The sequence below is a fragment of the Stagnihabitans tardus genome (genome assembly GCF_009925085.1).
GTDB classification, from domain to species: domain Bacteria; phylum Pseudomonadota; class Alphaproteobacteria; order Rhodobacterales; family Rhodobacteraceae; genus Stagnihabitans; species Stagnihabitans tardus.
Genome location: NZ_JAABNR010000012.1, coordinates 97509 through 112796, shown reverse-complemented (window position 1 = coordinate 112796; position 15288 = coordinate 97509). Strand labels below are relative to the sequence as shown.

Here is a 15288-nt window from a genome sequence, read left to right as displayed (position 1 = left end):
CGCAGCAAAAGCAAAAGCCGCCCCCGAAGGAGCGGCTCTGCAAAGTCCGGCCTGGCGCGATCTTACTTGATCTTGCCTTCCTTGTATTCGACATGCTCCCGCTTGACGGGGTCATACTTGGTGACCGTCATCTTTTCGGTCATGGTCCGGGCGTTCTTCTTGGTGACATAGAAGTGCCCGGTGCCAGCCGTCGAGTTCAGACGGATCTTGATCGTCGCCGGTTTGGCCATGGTCGTCTCTCCTGCAGCGGGAAAGCCATAGGCTCCCGTCAAAATGATCAGCCTGCCTTTTACTCGGAAGCCCGCCAGAGTCAACAGGCCCCGAAGCGATTCCGGGGCGTTTTTGCCCCAAACCATCCGGGGTGAAATCGAAGCCCGGGGCGCGCGGGTCCTGCCGCCCCCAAGCCCCTGTTCCAAAGGCAGATTTGCGCGGAGAGCCTGTAAGCCGGATTCTGTCCGGGGCTTGCGCCCCTGGATGACCATTCCTCTGCCAACCGTGTCGCCACGGCGGTCAAGCTGCCAACCCGGGTCCCTGGGTCGAAGCTCCCCCGCGGAGGTCTCCGGCAGCTTTCGCTGTCGGCCCGGACCTTTCCGCGACAGGACCCCTATTCGGCATTGCTCCGGGTGGGGCTTGCCATACCGTCCCTGTTGCCAGGTCCGTGGTGGGCTCTTACCCCACCGTTTCACCATCGCCAGCCGCCAAGGGCGAACCTCTTAGGCCCGGCAGACTCTTCTCTGTGGCGCTTTCCCTGGGGTTGCCCCCGCCGGGCGTTACCCGGCACCCTTACTTCCTGGAGTCCGGACTTTCCTCGAGGTTGCCCCCGCGGTCATCCAGCCCTCCGCGCAAGGGCGCAATGCCTCAAGCCGCCCGCAGCGTCAAGCCCCGAGCCGGTTGGGCCGCAAGCCCCGACCCCGAGCAGGTTGGCCGCAGGCCAGAGGCGAGACAAAAACAATGCGGCGAAGCCGCTCCACTAAAGAACCGCAGGAAAGCGCTGCGCGAGGTCCTGCATGAGCCCCGCATCCACCGCCGAGACCGGACCGCGCCCCCAGGGCCGGAACCGCAGCCGGAAAGCGCCCAGCACCGCTTCCTCCGGCCCGCGATAGCCAAACTCCGCCGCCCAGGACGAAAAGCCCTGCGCCTTGGCCACCCGGTCCTCGGGCCAGACCGAGAGGCCGCCCAAGGCCAGCCGCCGCCAGTCGAACCTCGGCCCCGGGTCGCGCTTGCGCAAGGGCGCCATGTCGGAATGCGCGATCACCCCCGCCGGAGAGATCCCCCAGCGCCCCAGCACATCGCCCAAAAGCCGCTCCACCCCCGCCATCTGCCGCGCCGGAAAGGGGCTCATGCCGTCATTCTGGATCTCGATCCCCACCGAGGCCGAGTTCACATCCTGACAGCCCCCCCAGGCCCCGGCGCCCGCATGCCAGGCCCGGCGCGCCTCATCCACCAGCGCCTCGGCCCGCCCATCCACATCGACCAGCCAATGGGCGGAGACCTCATGGGCCGGATCGCAAAGCCGCGCCTTCGCCTCGGCAAAGCTCGCCATGGCGGTATAGTGCAAAACGACAAGGCGCGGGGTCATGCCCCCGCGCCTTTCCGAATGATTGGGAGAAGACATGCTTACTGCGCCGCAGCCCGGAAGGGGCGCGGGTCCCAGGAACAGGCAAAGCCGTCGCCATCGGGGTCCAGGGCCTTGCTGTCGCGCTGCGGCCCGCCCGCTGCCAGGAAAGCCTGCTGCGCCTTGTCCGAAGAGGTGAACTTGGCGCAGGCCTTTTCCGGATTGGTCAGGTAGAAGGGCGGACGGGTGTAAAGCTTCACCCCCGGCGCATTGGTCGTGGCCAGGGCATAGGCCGCGATATTCGGCCCCTCGTCGCCCGGGCGCTGCGGGATGGCCCCGGGCTGGACCACGACATATTGCTGGCGGTTGCAGGCGATGCGCTGCTTGTCGCTCTCGATCGATTCGCGTTGCGTCACCGCGCCGAAATCCTGCTCGTCCGAGACCCCGCCCGAGGCATAGTTCATCTCGGAGGTCGTCTCCTGGATCCCGGCCATGGTCTGGCCACGGCCCTGGCAGGCCGGATCGATGGGCGGCAAGGCCGCGCCGCTCGCCACGGTTTGCCCGCCCGTCACCAGCCCGGTCGCGTTCATCGGCGCCGTGCTTCCGCCCTCGGCCGCCGCAATCGCCGCCGCCGCCGCATCGGGCGAAAAGCCCGTGCTGGCCATGGGTTGCGTCGCCACGCCCTCGCCCATCACGCCACCTTGCGCGCCATAGGCCGAGCCCTGCATCGGAACCCCTGCCGCCCGGTTGCGGACATAGGAGTTATAGTCCTGGAAGCCCGCCCCCTGGGGGTTGCTGTCGGGCACCGACGACTGGCAAGCCGCAAGCGCCGCCACTGCTGCCAGTCCAAGATAAGCCTTGCGCATCTGCTCGCCTCTTCTTTTCGGTCCGCTTACCACCATTTGGCAGGCTTGGCCACAAAACCCGCCGCACGCTCCAGCACATGGGCATGGTTCAGCAACCCCGCCTCGTCCCAGGGCCGCCCGATCAGCTGCAGACCCAGGGGCAGGCCCTTGGAATCCAGCCCCACCGGCACGGAAACCCCCGGCAGACCGGCCAGGTTCACCGTCACGGTGAAGACGTCGTTCAGATACATCTCGACCGGATCGGCATTGGCCATCTCGCCCAACCCAAAGGCAGACGACGGCGTCGCGGGCGTCAGGATCGCATCGACCCCCGCCGCAAAGACCTGCTCGAAGTCGCGCTTGATCAGGGCCCGCACCTTGCGCGCACGGTTGTAATAGGCGTCGTAGAAGCCCGCCGACAGGACATAGGTCCCGACCATGATCCGGCGCTGAACCTCCGGCCCAAAGCCCTCGGCCCGGGTCTTTTCGTACATGTCGGTGATGCCATCCCCCGCCGCGAGCTTGGCCCGGTGGCCATAGCGCACCCCGTCATAGCGGGCGAGGTTCGACGACGCCTCGGCCGGGGCGATCACGTAATAGGTGGGCAGCGCGTATTTCGTATGCGGCAAGGAGATGTCGACGATCTCCGCCCCGGCATCCTTCATCATGGCGATGCCCTGGGCCCAAAGCGCATCGATCTCGGCCGGCATGCCATCCATGCGGTATTCCTTCGGAATCCCGATCTTCTTGCCGCGAATGTCGCCGGTCAGGGCCGCCTCGAAATCCGGCACCGGGATATCGGCAGAGGTCGAATCCTTCGGGTCATGGCCCGACATGGCCTGCAGAAGGATCGCCGCATCGCGCACCGACTTGGTCATCGGCCCCGCCTGATCGAGGCTGGAGGCGAAGGCCACGATGCCCCAGCGGCTCACACGCCCATAGGTCGGCTTGATGCCCGTGATGCCGGTGAAGGCCGCAGGCTGGCGGATCGAGCCGCCGGTATCCGTCCCCGTCGCCCCAAGGCAAAGGTCCGCCGCCACCGCCGCCGCCGAGCCGCCCGAGGAGCCGCCCGGCGTCAGCTTGCGGTCATCGACCTTCCAGGGGTTGACCGCATTGCCATAGACCGAGGTCTCATTGCTGGACCCCATGGCAAACTCGTCCATGTTGAGTTTGCCCAGCATGACCGCGCCCGCATCGAAAAGCTTCGAGGTCACGGTCGATTCATATTCCGGCTTGAAGCCCTTCAGGATGCCGCTGGCCGCCTGAGACGGCACCCCCTTGGTGCAGAAGAGGTCCTTGATCCCCAGCGGAATCCCGCACAGGTCCGGCGCCTCGCCCTTCAGCCGCTCATCCGCCGCCCGCGCCTGATCCAGCGCGATCTCGGGCGTCTTGTGGACAAAGGCGTTCAGCGCATCGCCCGCGTCGATGGCGGTCAGGCAGGCCATGGTCAGGTCGACAGCCGAGATCTCGCGCTTGCGCAGCGCATCCCGCGCCGCCGCGATGGTCAGTTCATTAGCGTTCATTCCACCACCTTCGGCACAGCGAAAAAGCCCTCGCGCGCATCGGGCGCGTTCTTCAACACCTGGGCCTGGATATTGCCATCGGTCACCGCATCCTTGCGGCGGACAAGCCGCATCGGCGTGACCGAGACCATGGGCTCGATCCCGTCGACATTGACCTCGTTCAACTGCTCCATGAAGCCCAGGATGCCCGAAAGCTGCTCGGCCAACTTGGGCAACTGGTCTTCCTCGACGCGGATGCGGGCGAGCTTGGCCACCTTGGCCGCGGTCGCAATGTCGATGGACATGGGGAACTCTCCGGTGATGATCGGCTCCGTTTAGCCAAGGGGCCGCGCCAGTGCAAGAAGCGCTTGGGTTTTTGGCCGGGCGCCCTAGGTTGGCATCCAAAGGAGACCCATCATGCGCATCACCTGGCTTGGCCATTCCGGCTTCCGCATCGAAATCGAAGGCGCCGTCCTGCTCATCGACCCCTGGCTGACCGGCAACCCGATGTTCCCGGCCGAACGCCGGGCCGAGGCGATCCAGGGCGCCACCCATGTCTTCCTGACCCATGGCCACGGCGATCACACCGGCGATGGCCCGGCGATTGCCAAGGAGCTGAACATCCCCATGGCAGGGATCTATGACCTGATGGGCCATCTCGCGCAGAAGCATGGGGTCGAGATCATCGGCTTCAACAAGGGCGGCACGGTGGATGCGGGCGGCGCAAAGGTGACCATGGTCAATGCCAGCCACTCCTCGACCTTCGACGGGGTGCCCATCGGCTCGGAAGCGGGCTTCATGATCGCCGGTGAGGGCCATGTGATCTATGTCTCGGGCGATACCGATATCATGGCTGACATGGACTGGATGGGCGACCTGCACAGGCCAACCGTGGGCATCCTCAGCGCCGGGGGCCATTACACGATGGACATGGCCCGCGCCGCCTATGCGGCCCGCCGCTATTTCAACTTCCAGACCGTGATCCCCTGCCACTACCGGACCTTCCCGGCGCTGGAGCAATCGGCCCAGGTCCTGGCCGATGCCCTGCCCGGCGTGAAGGTGATCGAGCCCCAGGTCATGGAGCCCATCACGCTCTGACCCTTCTGCCGAGAAGCCCCCACCCAGGCCCGCGAAGCCCATGGGGTCTCGCAGGTCTGGGCGGGGATCGGCCCGGCGGGCCTATTCCCAGCCGGTCCGGTCAAGCCCGATGTCCCGCCTTATATGCAGGGACAGGGTCTCGGCCCGCAGGTCCGGGGGATGCTTTCTGCGGGCAAGCGCCGCCCGGAGATAGGCCCAGCCCACCGACAGGGTCCCGTGCTGATCGATCAGCGCCCGCAGGGAGGGCAACGGAAGATCCGTTTCGTGCAACGTCATGATGTTCCATGCCCGGATCACGGGCATGCCTCTTGGGGAAAATGGACGGACCTCGCCCGCAGGCGGAAGATCACATCACGGTTTCAGGAAGGAGCCTCGGCCCCGATGGCTCTCGCGCGTCAGACGCGTCGATAGGCCTGCCCGACAGGACCTGCGGAGCGCATGCATTGGATCATCTGATGCCCTCCCTCTGGTTGTGGACATGCAGCCGTTACCACGGCTCTCGCGGTTTCCAAAATGGAATTTCACCGCAGGCGCGAGAAAAACGCCCGCAAAAGCTCTTCCGAGGCCTGGGCCCCGATCCCGTCATAGACCTCCGGCACATGATGGCACTGCGGATGGGAGAAAACCCGCGGCCCCTGGGCCACGCCCCCGCTCTTGGGATCCGAGGCGCCATAATAGACCCGCGCTACCCGTGCCGCCGCAATCGCCGCCGCACACATGGGGCAAGGCTCCAGCGTGACGTAAAGATCATGCCCCACCAGCCGCTCTGACCCCAGGGCCGCGCAGGCCGCCCGGATCGCCAGGACCTCGGCATGGGCGGTCGGATCGGACAGCTCCCGCGTCCGGTTCCCCGCCCGCGCCACGACCTGGCCTTGGAACACCACCACCGCCCCCACCGGCACTTCGCCACGCGCGTCCGCCGCCCGCGCCTCCTCCAGCGCGAGATTCATGAAACTCAGGAAGGCAGGTTGCTCTTTCATACTGGCTCAAATATCTCTCGGGGGCATCTTCGGCTGGCTTGTCAGCCGAAAAGCTGACAAGCGGAGGGCAGACAACCCCCGAAGCCGGCCACCAGGGCCAAGGATGACAATTATGGCCGCCGAAGAAAAGCCCGCACCGAAGAAAGCGACGGCGTCCAAGCCCTCCGCCCCGCCCAAACCCGCCGCAAAGCCGCCCGAGGGCGAGCGCATCGCCAAGGTCCTCTCCCGCGCGGGCGTGGCCTCGCGCCGCGAGGTCGAGCGCATGATCGAGGCGGGCGAGGTCACGGTCAACGGCAAGCTCATCACCTCTCCGGCGCTGAACGTCACCGCGAAGGACAAGATCACCGTTTCCGGCCACCCGATCGGCGCGCCCGAGCCGCCCCGGCTGTGGCTCTACTACAAGCCCGATGGCCTCGTGACCTCGGAATCCGACGAAAAGGGCCGCGACACGGTTTTCGACCACCTGCCCGAGGACCTGCCCCGGGTCATGACCGTGGGACGGCTTGACCTGAACTCCGAGGGCCTGCTCCTCTTGACCAACGACGGCGAGATAAAACGGCGGCTGGAGCTTCCCTCGACCGGCTGGCTGCGCAAGTATCGCGTGCGGGTCAATGGCAACCCGATGGACCCGGACCTCGATCCGCTGCGCAAGGGCATCGTCGTGGATGGCGAGAAGTTCCAGCCGATGATCGTCTCGCTTGACCGCATCCAGGGCGCCAATGCCTGGCTGACCGTGGGCCTCCGCGAGGGCAAGAACCGCGAGATCCGCCGCGCCATGTCGGCCATAGGCCTTCAGGTGAACCGCCTGATCCGCACCTCCTACGGGCCCTTCTCGCTTGGAGAGCTCGAGCCCGGCCAGGTGACCGAGGTCAAGACCCGCGTCATGCGCGACCAATTGGGGCTGACCGGCGATGCCTCGGACCTGCCCGAGGACAAGCCCAAGCCCGAGGGCAAACGCAGCCTGAAGCCGCGTCCCGACCGCTCTGGCCAAGACCGGGCGGGCATGACCCGGCTGGAAAGCCCGCGCGAGAAGTCCGCCGCAAGGGGGGCCGCCTTCAAGTCCCCTGGCGCCCGCCCCGGCGCGCCCAAGGCCCCGCGCCCCGCAGGCGCCGGGCCGAAAGCCGATGGCGGGCCGCGCAAGCCCTCGACGCCCCGGCCACGCAAACCCTGACGGGGGGAATATTTCCCCCCATTCCCCCCGGCGGATTTCCCCCAAGCCCATAGCCAAGCCGCAAGCTGCCCCCTATATTCGCCCCGACCTAACTGGGGAGCCCGGAATGTCGGTCAAAGCCTTGCAGACCCTGTCTTTCCTCGTCCTGATCGCCCTGACGCTCTACACCGCTTTCGGAGGAGGTCTCTGATGGCCCGCAGGATCGTCGGCAAATATTCCCCCGGGGCGCCGCAGGGAGATACGACCGTTCCGGCCACCCCGCCGCCCTCTGGCACGGGGCTGAAGTCGGGCCTGATGTTCGCTTTGGCTTTTCCCTTCCTGTTCAAGGCCTTCTCGGGCGGCACGCCCGCGCTGTTCTCGGGCCTCCTGGCCGCGGGCCTCATGATCCTTGCCGCCTGGCTGACCCGTGAGGGGCTGAAGGCCGAGGCCGAATACCAGGCGCGGCGCGTCTCGCGCCGCCCGGCCCTGCCGCGCAAGATCCTCGCCGCCTGCCTGACCGGAGCCGCGCTGATGGCGGGCGCCTTCCTCTGGCAGGTCAATCCCCTGGCGCTCTTCGCCATCGGCATGATCGGCGCGGGGCTGCACCTGGGCGCCTTCGGCATCGACCCCTTGAAGGACAAGGGGATGGAGGGTGTCGACCTCTACCAGACCGACCGCGTCGCCCGCGCGGTCTCGGAGGCCGAGGCGACCCTGGCCCAGATGAAGGACGCCATCCTGCGCGCCCGCGACGGCGCCCTGGAATCCCGCGTCGAAAGCTTCTCCCAGGCCGCCCGCAAGCTCTTCCGACAGGTGGAGAACGACCCCCGCGACCTCAGCGCCGCCCGCGCCTATCTGTCGGTCTATCTGCAAGGCGCGCGGGATGCGACGATCAAGCTTGCGGACCTCCTGGCCGCAGGTCCCAACCCGAAGGCCCGCGCCGATTACGAGGCGCTTCTGACCGATCTTGAAACCAACTTCGCCGACCGCACGCAAAAGCTTCTGTCCAATGACCAGACCGGTTTGGACATCGAAATCCAGGTCCTCCGCGACCGTCTCAAATTTCAAGCCTGATAGGGGTTTACCATGTCCGAGACCATCCAAGCCGCCGCCACCACCGCGCTCGCCGAGGTCGAACAAGTGACCCGGGCGATCCTGCCCGTCCCGGTCTCCGAGGTCGTGGCGCTGGAAGCCGCCACCGCCCCGCAAGCCGCCGAGATCGAAAAGCGCATGGCGGAAATCGACCTGACCAACACGCAATCGATCATCTCTTTCGGGGCAGGCGCCCAGGCCGAGCTTCAGGTCATCTCCCAAGAGATGCTGAACGGCGTCAAGAACAAGGACGTGGGCCCGGCGGGCGCCGCCCTGACCGAGATCGTGGCGACGATCCGCGGCTTTTCGGGCAGCGAGCTCGACCCCGGCCGCGAGCGGTCCTGGTGGGAAAAGCTGACCGGCGCCGCGACGCCCGTGGTGCAGTTCATGGAGCGCTATGAAGAGGTCCAGACCCAGATCGACAAGATCACGGGCAACCTGATGGGCCACCAGACCGCTTTGCTGAAAGACATCAAGGCGCTGGACATCCTTTACGCCAAGACCCTGACCTTCTTCGATGAACTGGGCCTTTACATCGCCGCTGGCAAGGCCAAGATCGCGGAACTGGACACCAAGACCATCCCCGCCGCCGAGGCTGCGGTGACCGCCGCCCCGGCTGACGACCAGGTCAAGAAAGCGCAAGAGCTCCGCGACATCCGCGCCGCCCGCGACGACCTGGAACGTCGCGTGATGGACCTGCAGCTGACCCGGCAAGTGACGATGCAGTCCCTGCCCTCGATCCGCCTGGTGCAGGAGAATGACAAGAGCCTGGTCGGCAAGATCAGCTCGACGCTTCTGAACACCGTTCCGCTCTGGGAGACCCAGCTCGCCCAGGCCGTCACCATCCAGCGGAGCCGCGATGCGGCCGAGGCGATCAAGGATGCCAATGACCTGACCAACGAGCTTCTGACCAAGAACGCCGAGAACCTGCGCGAGGCGAACCAGATCGTCCGCACCGAGATGGAGCGTGGCATCTTCGACATCGAGGCGGTGAAGAAGGCCAACGACACCCTCATCGCCACGATCGAGGATAGCCTTCGCATCGCCGACGAGGGCAAGGCCAAGCGCATCGCCGCCGAAGAAGAGCTCGGCAAGATGGAGACCCAGCTGCGCGACACGCTCTCGGCCTCTCGGTCCCGGGCGACGGCGGGCGGGGCGATCTCGGGCTGATGCGCGACGGAAGGACCCTTTGGGCAGGGGGCGCGCTGGCGGCTGGGCTTTTGGCCCTCGCGGCCTGCGCGCCGGTGCAGCCACCACGGGCCCCCGCGCCCATGGCGGCCCCTCCGCCCGCTCCCGTGGCCTCGGCCGCAAGCCAGGCGCTGTCGGCGCGCTATGCCGCCGTCCAGGCCCGGCTCTTGGACAACGGCCTCTTGCGCACCGATGGCGGCGGCGAGGACACGCCCTTCACCGATGCCATGCTGGCCCGCGCCTTCCTCTCGGTCGCCTTCTTCGAGGAGTTTTCGGGCGGCGAGATCACGGGCCAGCGCAACGCCATCCCCTTGCAGCGCTGGAACGGGCCGATCCGCGTGTCCTTGCAGATCGGCGCCTCGGTGCCCCCGGACCAGGCGGCGGCGGATCGGGTCATGGTCAGCTCTTACCTCGCCCGCCTCTCGCGGCTGACCGGCCTGCCGATCACGCTGAACGCAAGCAACCCGAATTTCTTCATCCATATCGGCAGCCTGGAAGAACGTGCGGCCCTGGGGCCGAAGATCGCCGCCGAGATGCCGGGCCTGACCGACAGCCAGCTTGCGGCGGCCACCCATATGCCCGACAGCGCCTATTGTCAGGTGCTCAGCCAGTCCGATGGCGACAGCCCGATCTATACCCGCGCCGCCGCCGTGATCCCCGCCGAACACCCGCTCCTCCTGATGCAGACCTGCCTGCATGAGGAACTGGCCCAGGCACTTGGCCTGCCCAATGACAGCAACATCGCCCGGCCCTCGATCTTCAACGACGACCAGGAATTCGCGCTTCTGACGCGGATGGACGAGCTGATGCTGCGGATCCTCTATTCCCCCGACCTGCGCCCCGGCATGACAGCCGAAGAGGCGCGGCCCGTGGTGGAAAGCCTTGCAACCCGTCTGATGGACGGTCAAACCTGACCCCGGAGGTGACCCATGGTTTTCGGATTTCTCAAAGGCGAGTTCATCGACGTCATTTCCTGGACCGATGACACCCGCGACACGATGGTCTGGCGCTTTGAACGGCGCGACAATGCGATCAAATACGGCGCCAAGCTGACGGTGCGTGAGGGCCAGGCGGCGGTCTTCGTCAACGAGGGCCAGATCGCCGATGTCTTCGGCCCGGGGCTCTACGAGCTTCAGACCAACAACATGCCGATCATGACGACCCTGCAGCACTGGGACCACGCCTTCCAGTCGCCCTTCAAGGCCGAGGTCTATTTCGTCTCGACCACCCGCTTCAACGACCTGAAATGGGGCACGCAGAACCCGATCATGTGCCGCGACCCGGAGTTCGGGCCGGTCCGCATCCGCGCCTTCGGCAACTATTCCATGCGGGTCTCCGACCCCGGCCTGTTCCTGAAAGAGATCGTCGGCACCGATGGCGAATTCACCGCCGATGAGGTCTCGACCCAGATCCGCAACATCATCGTCCAGCAGATGAGCCAGGCGCTGGCGAAATCCGGCATCCCGGTCCTGGACATGGCGGCCAATACGGTCGACCTGGCGAAACTGGTGGGCCAGGCGATTGCGCCCACGGTGGCGGGTTATGGCCTGACCCTGCCGGAATTCTACATCGAGAATATCTCGCTGCCCGACGAGGTCGAAAAGGTGCTCGACAAGCGCACCTCTATGGGGATTGCGGGCGACCTCAACAAATACATGCAGTTCAACGCGGCCGAGGGCATGGCTCAGCCCGGTTCCGCCATGGGGGCCACGATGGGCGCGGCCATGGGGGCGGGCATGGGGTTCAATATGGGCGCCCAGGCCGCCGGGCCTTGGGGAGCCCAGCCTGCCGCCGCCCCGCCGCCCCCTCCGCCCATGGGCAAGCAATGGCACCTGGCGGTGAATGGCCAGACGCAAGGGCCCTTCACCGAGGCCCAGCTGACCCAGCAGCCCGGCTTCGGGCGGGCCTCCATGGTCTGGACGGCCGGCCAGGACGGCTGGAAAGCCGCCGGAGAGACCGAGCTCACCCGTCTCTTCGGCCAGGTGCCGCCGCCGCCTCCGCCCGGGGTCTGAGATGATCGCCGAAGAACACCGCTATCCCTGCGGGCAATGCGGGGCAGAGCTGCGCTTTGCCCCCGGCGCTACCCGCCTGAAATGCGCCCATTGCGGCCATGAGCAAGAGATCGCGGGCGAGGCCTCCAAGGGCCCCTGGGGCGCGGGCACCAAGGTCAAGCGCTTCGAGGAAATCCCCCTGGCGCGCGGCCTCTCCAACGACATGCCCCTGGCCCAGACCGCCGAGGTCCGGGCGACGAAATGCCCCAATTGCGGCGCCCAGGTGCAGTTCGACGGCGCCAAGCATGCGGCCGAATGCCCCTTCTGCGCCTCGCCGGTCGTGGTGGACACCGGGTCGACACGCAAGCTGAAGCCGCAGGCCGTCCTGCCCTTCCAGCTGGACGAAAAGACCGCTCACAAGGCGATGCTGGATTGGCTGGGCTCCTTGTGGTTCGCGCCCAACGGGCTCCTGCAATACACCCGCTCGGGGCGCGAGATGAACGGCATCTATGTCCCCTATTGGACCTTCGACGCCGATACCGAGACCGATTACCGTGGCCAGCGCGGCGATGCCTATTACGAGACGCGCACGGTGACGGTCAATGTCAACGGCCGCAACGAACAGCGCCAGGAACAGGTCCGCAAGATCCGCTGGTCGAATGTGCGCGGCCATGTCGCCCGCGATTTCGACGACGTTCTGGCCATCGCCTCGACGGCGCTCCCCACCAACCTGGCCGAGCACCTGGAGCCCTGGGACCTCTCGCTCCTGGAGCCCTACCGCCCGGATTACCTCGCAGGCTTTTCGGCCGAGGGCTATACGGTGGCCTTGGCCGATGGCCACCAGGTGGCGCGGCAGAAGATGGAATATGTGATCCAGGGCGACATCCGCCGCGACATCGGCGGGGATGAACAGCGGATCGACAAGATGGATGTCGATTGGCAGGACGAGACTTTCAAGCACATCCTGCTGCCGATCTGGATGGCGGCCTACAAGTACAACGGCAAAAGCTATCGCTTCCTGGTGAACGGCCAGACCGGCGAGGTCCAGGGCGAACGCCCCTGGTCCGTCTGGAAGATCGCCTTCGCCGTGCTGGCTGCCGCCGTGGTGGCGGGCGTGGTCTGGTACGTCACGCAAAACGCCTGATGCCAGGCCACCAGATGAATATTTGACCCAAGCTGAAAGAGGCGCGGCGCCAAACCTCCGCGCCCCTTGCTTTTCACACTGGCCCAAATATCCACGGGGATTTTCAAAGGGAGCGTGCTCCCCTTGAAGCGGGGGTGCGGGGGCGGCAGCCCCCGCCTCCTCCGCCAGGGACCAAAGCGCCTTTGGCGCTCTGGTCCCTGGCGGACCCGCCTGCCCGTTGACATGGACCCGGTCCCGTTGCACATGGCCCTGAACCCCGGAGGCAAACATGCGCACCCTTGACCACGCCCGCATTCCCGAGCTGCCCAATCCCTATTTCGGCAAGGTCCGCGACTGTTACGACCTGCCCGCCGATGCGGAAAACCCCGATGGCCGGCGCATCCTGGTGGCCTCGGACCGGATTTCCGCCTTCGACCGCATCCTTGCTGCCATCCCCTTCAAGGGCCAGGTCCTGACCCAGATCGCGCGGTTCTGGTTCGAGCGCACCGCCGATATCCTCCCCAACCACGTGATCTCCTATCCCGACCCCAATGTGGTCATCGGCAAGCGCTTGACGATCCTTCCCGTGGAAGTCGTGGTGCGTGGCTATCTGGCGGGGACGACCTCGACCTCGGTGCTCACGCAATACCGGGCGGGGGTCCGTCAAATGTATGGCCATACCCTCCCCGAGGGCCTGCGCGACAACCAGGCCCTGCCCCAGGCGATCATCACGCCGACCTCCAAGGCCTTCGACGGCGGCCATGACGAGCCCCTGACCTCGGCTGAAATCCTCGCCCAGGGGCTTCTGACCAAGGCGCAATGGGACAAGGTCTCCGAGGCCGCCCTGGCGCTGTTTGAGCGCGGGCAGAAGATGGCGGCCGAGCGCGGGCTGATCCTGGTGGACACGAAATACGAGTTCGGCACCGATCTCGCGGGCAATATCCTGATCGCCGACGAGATCCACACCCCGGACTCCTCGCGCTATTGGCTGGCCGATGGCTATGCCCAGGCCTTCGAGGCTGGCACCCGCCCGCCCTCCTTCGACAAGGACGTGATCCGATCCTGGGTCGCCGCCCGCTGCGACCCCTACAAGGACGAGATCCCCGAGATCCCGGCGGCGATGATCGAACAGACCAGCGCCGTCTACATCCAGGCCTATGAGGCGATCACCGGCGAGCGTTTCACCCCTGACCTCAACGGCGCCACGCCCTTGGAGCGCATCCGAACCGCTTTGCAGCCCTTTTTCGCCTGACTGTTTGCGCTAACAGCCCCTGAAAGGCTAATCTGCCGAAAACCCGGGAGGTTCCGAATGATTCTCAGCTGTGGCGAAGCCCTGATCGACATGCTGCCCCGCATGTCCACCGAAGGCGAACCCGCCTTCGCCCCCTATGCCGGAGGCGCGGTCTTCAACACCGCCATCGCCTTGGGCCGCCTCGGCGCGCCCTCGGCCTTCTTTTCGGGCATCTCCACCGACATGCTGGGCGAGATCCTGGCCGATACGCTCCAGGCCTCCAAGGTCGATACGCAGTATTGCGCGCGGTCCGGTCGGCCGACGACCGTGGCCTTCGTCAAGCTGGTGAACGGCCAGGCGACCTATGCTTTCTACGACGAGAACACGGCCGGCCTGATGCTGACCCAGGATCAGCTGCCGGTCCTGCCCGCAAGCATCTCCACCCTCTTCTTCGGCGGCATCTCCCTGGTCAACGACCCCGCCGCCTCGACCTATGCCGCGCTGCAGGCCCGCGAAGCCGCCATCCGCGTCACCATGATCGACCCCAATATCCGCCCCGGCTTCATCGCGGGCAAAGAGGCGCAATACCGCGCCCGGATCAAGGGAATGATTGCCACCGCCGATATCGTGAAGCTCTCGGACGAAGACCTGCATTGGCTGATGGGCGAGGGCGATGTCTCGGCGCTGGCGGGTCAGATCCTCGCCAAGGGGCCGAAGCTCGTCTTCATCACCGAGGGCGCCGAGGGGGCCCGGGCGATCACCGCGACGCAAAACCGCTTCGTGGCCGCGACCAAGGTGACCGTTGCCGATACCGTCGGCGCGGGCGACACGTTCAACGCGGGCGCGCTTTGCGCCTTGCACCAAGCAGGGGCGCTGACCAAGGCGCGCATCGCTTCGGTGACCGATGCGGAACTGGACGCCGCCCTCACGCTGGGCACCAAGGCCGCCGCCGTCACCGTCTCGCGCCCCGGCGCCAACCCGCCCTGGGCGCACGAATTGTGAGGGCGCTTCTGCAACGTGTCAGCCGGGCTTCGGTGACCGTCGATGGCGCGGTGACCGGAGAGATCGGCCCCGGGCTCCTCATCCTGGTCTGTGCCATGCAGGGCGACACCGAGGCCGAGGCCGACAAGCTCGCCGCCAAGATCCTGAAGCTGCGGATCTTCAAGGACGAGGCGGGCAAGATGAACAAATCCGTGGTGGATACCCAAGGCAGCGCCCTGGTCGTCAGCCAGTTTACCCTCGCCGCCGATCTGCGCGGCAACCGGCCGGGGTTTTCCTATGCCGCCGCCCCGGAGGAGGGGAAGCGGCTTTACGACCACTTCTCCGCCAAGCTGGCCGAGACCCTGCCGGTCGCAAACGGCATCTTCGGCGCGGATATGGATGTGTCCTTGAACAACGACGGGCCGGTCACGATCTGGATGGACACGGAGACGCTGTAAACCCGGGGTCTACCCCGGGCTACGCGGATGCCGAAAGAGCGCCCCTCGTCGGAAGGGCGCTCTGTTTCATTTTGCGTAGCCCGGGGTAGACCCCGGG

17 protein-coding genes and 1 other RNA gene are annotated in these 15288 nt (G+C 66.3%); 10 read left to right on the top strand and 8 right to left on the bottom strand.

Annotated elements, in window-relative coordinates; translation table 11 throughout:
- Positions 1–62: 62 nt before the first annotated feature.
- The 6 genes from rpmG to gatC form a co-directional block, all read right to left on the bottom strand.
- Positions 63–230 carry a 50S ribosomal protein L33 gene (gene rpmG / locus GV832_RS13855; RefSeq protein WP_168775479.1) on the bottom strand — a complete coding sequence of 56 codons (168 nt, stop codon included), beginning with the start codon at positions 228–230 and terminating at the stop codon, positions 63–65.
- Positions 231–424: 194 nt separating this feature from the next.
- Positions 425–842, bottom strand: an RNA gene (rnpB, locus tag GV832_RS13850) — RNase P RNA component class A.
- Positions 843–970: 128 nt separating this feature from the next.
- The gene (locus GV832_RS13845) at positions 971–1579 is read right to left on the bottom strand and encodes an N-acetylmuramoyl-L-alanine amidase (protein WP_435531761.1); all 609 of its coding nucleotides are present in this window, start codon (positions 1577–1579) and stop codon (positions 971–973) included.
- A 38-nt stretch (positions 1580–1617) separates the two neighbouring features.
- Positions 1618–2421 carry a hypothetical protein gene (locus GV832_RS13840; protein ID WP_168775477.1) on the bottom strand — a complete coding sequence of 268 codons (804 nt, stop codon included), beginning with the start codon at positions 2419–2421 and terminating at the stop codon, positions 1618–1620.
- A 26-nt stretch (positions 2422–2447) separates the two neighbouring features.
- Complete coding sequence (gene gatA, locus GV832_RS13835) at positions 2448–3923, bottom strand: Asp-tRNA(Asn)/Glu-tRNA(Gln) amidotransferase subunit GatA (RefSeq protein ID WP_168775476.1); 1476 nt, start codon at positions 3921–3923, stop codon at positions 2448–2450.
- On the bottom strand, positions 3920–4207 hold the full coding sequence (gene gatC, locus GV832_RS13830; protein WP_168775475.1) for an Asp-tRNA(Asn)/Glu-tRNA(Gln) amidotransferase subunit GatC: 288 nt from the start codon (positions 4205–4207) through the stop codon (positions 3920–3922). Before gatC ends, gatA begins: the two co-directional genes overlap by 4 nt.
- A gap of 112 nt (positions 4208–4319) precedes the next feature.
- Here gatC and GV832_RS13825 point away from each other — a divergent pair, with 112 nt between their 5' ends.
- Positions 4320–5000 carry a metal-dependent hydrolase gene (locus GV832_RS13825; RefSeq protein ID WP_168775474.1) on the top strand — a complete coding sequence of 227 codons (681 nt, stop codon included), beginning with the start codon at positions 4320–4322 and terminating at the stop codon, positions 4998–5000.
- 81 nt (positions 5001–5081) lie between these two features.
- Here GV832_RS13825 and GV832_RS13820 read toward each other — a convergent pair whose 3' ends face one another.
- Together GV832_RS13820 and GV832_RS13815 are read right to left on the bottom strand one after the other, a co-directional pair.
- Positions 5082–5276, bottom strand: a complete 195-nt coding sequence (locus tag GV832_RS13820; RefSeq protein WP_168775473.1) for a hypothetical protein — start codon at positions 5274–5276, stop codon at positions 5082–5084.
- Positions 5277–5521: 245 nt separating this feature from the next.
- Positions 5522–5980, bottom strand: coding sequence for a nucleoside deaminase (locus tag GV832_RS13815; protein WP_168775472.1), 459 nt, complete (start codon positions 5978–5980; stop codon positions 5522–5524).
- Between the two features lie 112 nt (positions 5981–6092).
- Between GV832_RS13815 and GV832_RS13810 the strand changes: the two genes are divergently transcribed.
- The 9 genes from GV832_RS13810 (at position 6093) to dtd (ending at position 15191) form a co-directional block, all read left to right on the top strand.
- The gene (locus GV832_RS13810) at positions 6093–7151 is read left to right on the top strand and encodes a pseudouridine synthase (RefSeq protein ID WP_227754417.1); all 1059 of its coding nucleotides are present in this window, start codon (positions 6093–6095) and stop codon (positions 7149–7151) included.
- Positions 7152–7340: 189 nt separating this feature from the next.
- Positions 7341–8201 (top strand): 5-bromo-4-chloroindolyl phosphate hydrolysis family protein, encoded by an 861-nt coding sequence (locus tag GV832_RS13805; RefSeq protein ID WP_168775470.1) that lies wholly within the window; start codon positions 7341–7343, stop codon positions 8199–8201.
- Between the two features lie 12 nt (positions 8202–8213).
- Positions 8214–9389 (top strand): toxic anion resistance protein, encoded by a 1176-nt coding sequence (locus GV832_RS13800; protein WP_168775469.1) that lies wholly within the window; start codon positions 8214–8216, stop codon positions 9387–9389.
- Positions 9389–10321 (top strand): DUF2927 domain-containing protein, encoded by a 933-nt coding sequence (locus GV832_RS13795; RefSeq protein ID WP_168775468.1) that lies wholly within the window; start codon positions 9389–9391, stop codon positions 10319–10321. Before GV832_RS13800 ends, GV832_RS13795 begins: the two co-directional genes overlap by 1 nt.
- A 15-nt stretch (positions 10322–10336) precedes the next feature.
- Positions 10337–11419 carry an SPFH domain-containing protein gene (locus GV832_RS13790; protein ID WP_168775467.1) on the top strand — a complete coding sequence of 361 codons (1083 nt, stop codon included), beginning with the start codon at positions 10337–10339 and terminating at the stop codon, positions 11417–11419.
- A gap of 4 nt (positions 11420–11423) precedes the next feature.
- The gene (locus GV832_RS13785; protein WP_435531764.1) at positions 11424–12542 is read left to right on the top strand and encodes a primosomal protein N' (replication factor Y) - superfamily II helicase; all 1119 of its coding nucleotides are present in this window, start codon (positions 11424–11426) and stop codon (positions 12540–12542) included.
- Between the two features lie 268 nt (positions 12543–12810).
- Complete coding sequence (locus GV832_RS13780; protein WP_168775465.1) at positions 12811–13773, top strand: phosphoribosylaminoimidazolesuccinocarboxamide synthase; 963 nt, start codon at positions 12811–12813, stop codon at positions 13771–13773.
- A 57-nt stretch (positions 13774–13830) separates the two neighbouring features.
- Entirely contained in the window at positions 13831–14754 is a 924-nt protein-coding gene (locus GV832_RS13775; RefSeq protein WP_168775464.1) for a carbohydrate kinase family protein, read from the top strand.
- Positions 14751–15191: a D-aminoacyl-tRNA deacylase gene (gene dtd, locus GV832_RS13770; protein WP_168775463.1), complete on the top strand. Its 441-nt coding sequence runs from the start codon at positions 14751–14753 to the stop codon at positions 15189–15191. The genes GV832_RS13775 and dtd overlap by 4 nt, the downstream gene beginning before the upstream one ends.
- Positions 15192–15288 lie beyond the last annotated feature (97 nt).

Excerpts from the sequence above, each read along its gene's own strand:
- rpmG (WP_168775479.1), bottom strand. The coding sequence starts at position 230 with ATGGCCAAACCGGCGACGATCAAGATCCGTCTGAACTCGACGGCTGGC.
- GV832_RS13845 (WP_435531761.1), bottom strand. The coding sequence starts at position 1,579 with ATGACCCCGCGCCTTGTCGTTTTGCACTATACCGCCATGGCGAGCTTT.
- GV832_RS13840 (WP_168775477.1), bottom strand. The coding sequence starts at position 2,421 with ATGCGCAAGGCTTATCTTGGACTGGCAGCAGTGGCGGCGCTTGCGGCT.
- gatA (WP_168775476.1), bottom strand. The coding sequence starts at position 3,923 with ATGAACGCTAATGAACTGACCATCGCGGCGGCGCGGGATGCGCTGCGC.
- gatC (WP_168775475.1), bottom strand. The coding sequence starts at position 4,207 with ATGTCCATCGACATTGCGACCGCGGCCAAGGTGGCCAAGCTCGCCCGC.
- GV832_RS13825 (WP_168775474.1), top strand. The coding sequence starts at position 4,320 with ATGCGCATCACCTGGCTTGGCCATTCCGGCTTCCGCATCGAAATCGAA.
- GV832_RS13820 (WP_168775473.1), bottom strand. The coding sequence starts at position 5,276 with ATGACGTTGCACGAAACGGATCTTCCGTTGCCCTCCCTGCGGGCGCTG.
- GV832_RS13815 (WP_168775472.1), bottom strand. The coding sequence starts at position 5,980 with ATGAAAGAGCAACCTGCCTTCCTGAGTTTCATGAATCTCGCGCTGGAG.
- GV832_RS13810 (WP_227754417.1), top strand. The coding sequence starts at position 6,093 with ATGGCCGCCGAAGAAAAGCCCGCACCGAAGAAAGCGACGGCGTCCAAG.
- GV832_RS13805 (WP_168775470.1), top strand. The coding sequence starts at position 7,341 with ATGGCCCGCAGGATCGTCGGCAAATATTCCCCCGGGGCGCCGCAGGGA.
- GV832_RS13800 (WP_168775469.1), top strand. The coding sequence starts at position 8,214 with ATGTCCGAGACCATCCAAGCCGCCGCCACCACCGCGCTCGCCGAGGTC.
- GV832_RS13795 (WP_168775468.1), top strand. The coding sequence starts at position 9,389 with ATGCGCGACGGAAGGACCCTTTGGGCAGGGGGCGCGCTGGCGGCTGGG.
- GV832_RS13790 (WP_168775467.1), top strand. The coding sequence starts at position 10,337 with ATGGTTTTCGGATTTCTCAAAGGCGAGTTCATCGACGTCATTTCCTGG.
- GV832_RS13780 (WP_168775465.1), top strand. The coding sequence starts at position 12,811 with ATGCGCACCCTTGACCACGCCCGCATTCCCGAGCTGCCCAATCCCTAT.
- GV832_RS13775 (WP_168775464.1), top strand. The coding sequence starts at position 13,831 with ATGATTCTCAGCTGTGGCGAAGCCCTGATCGACATGCTGCCCCGCATG.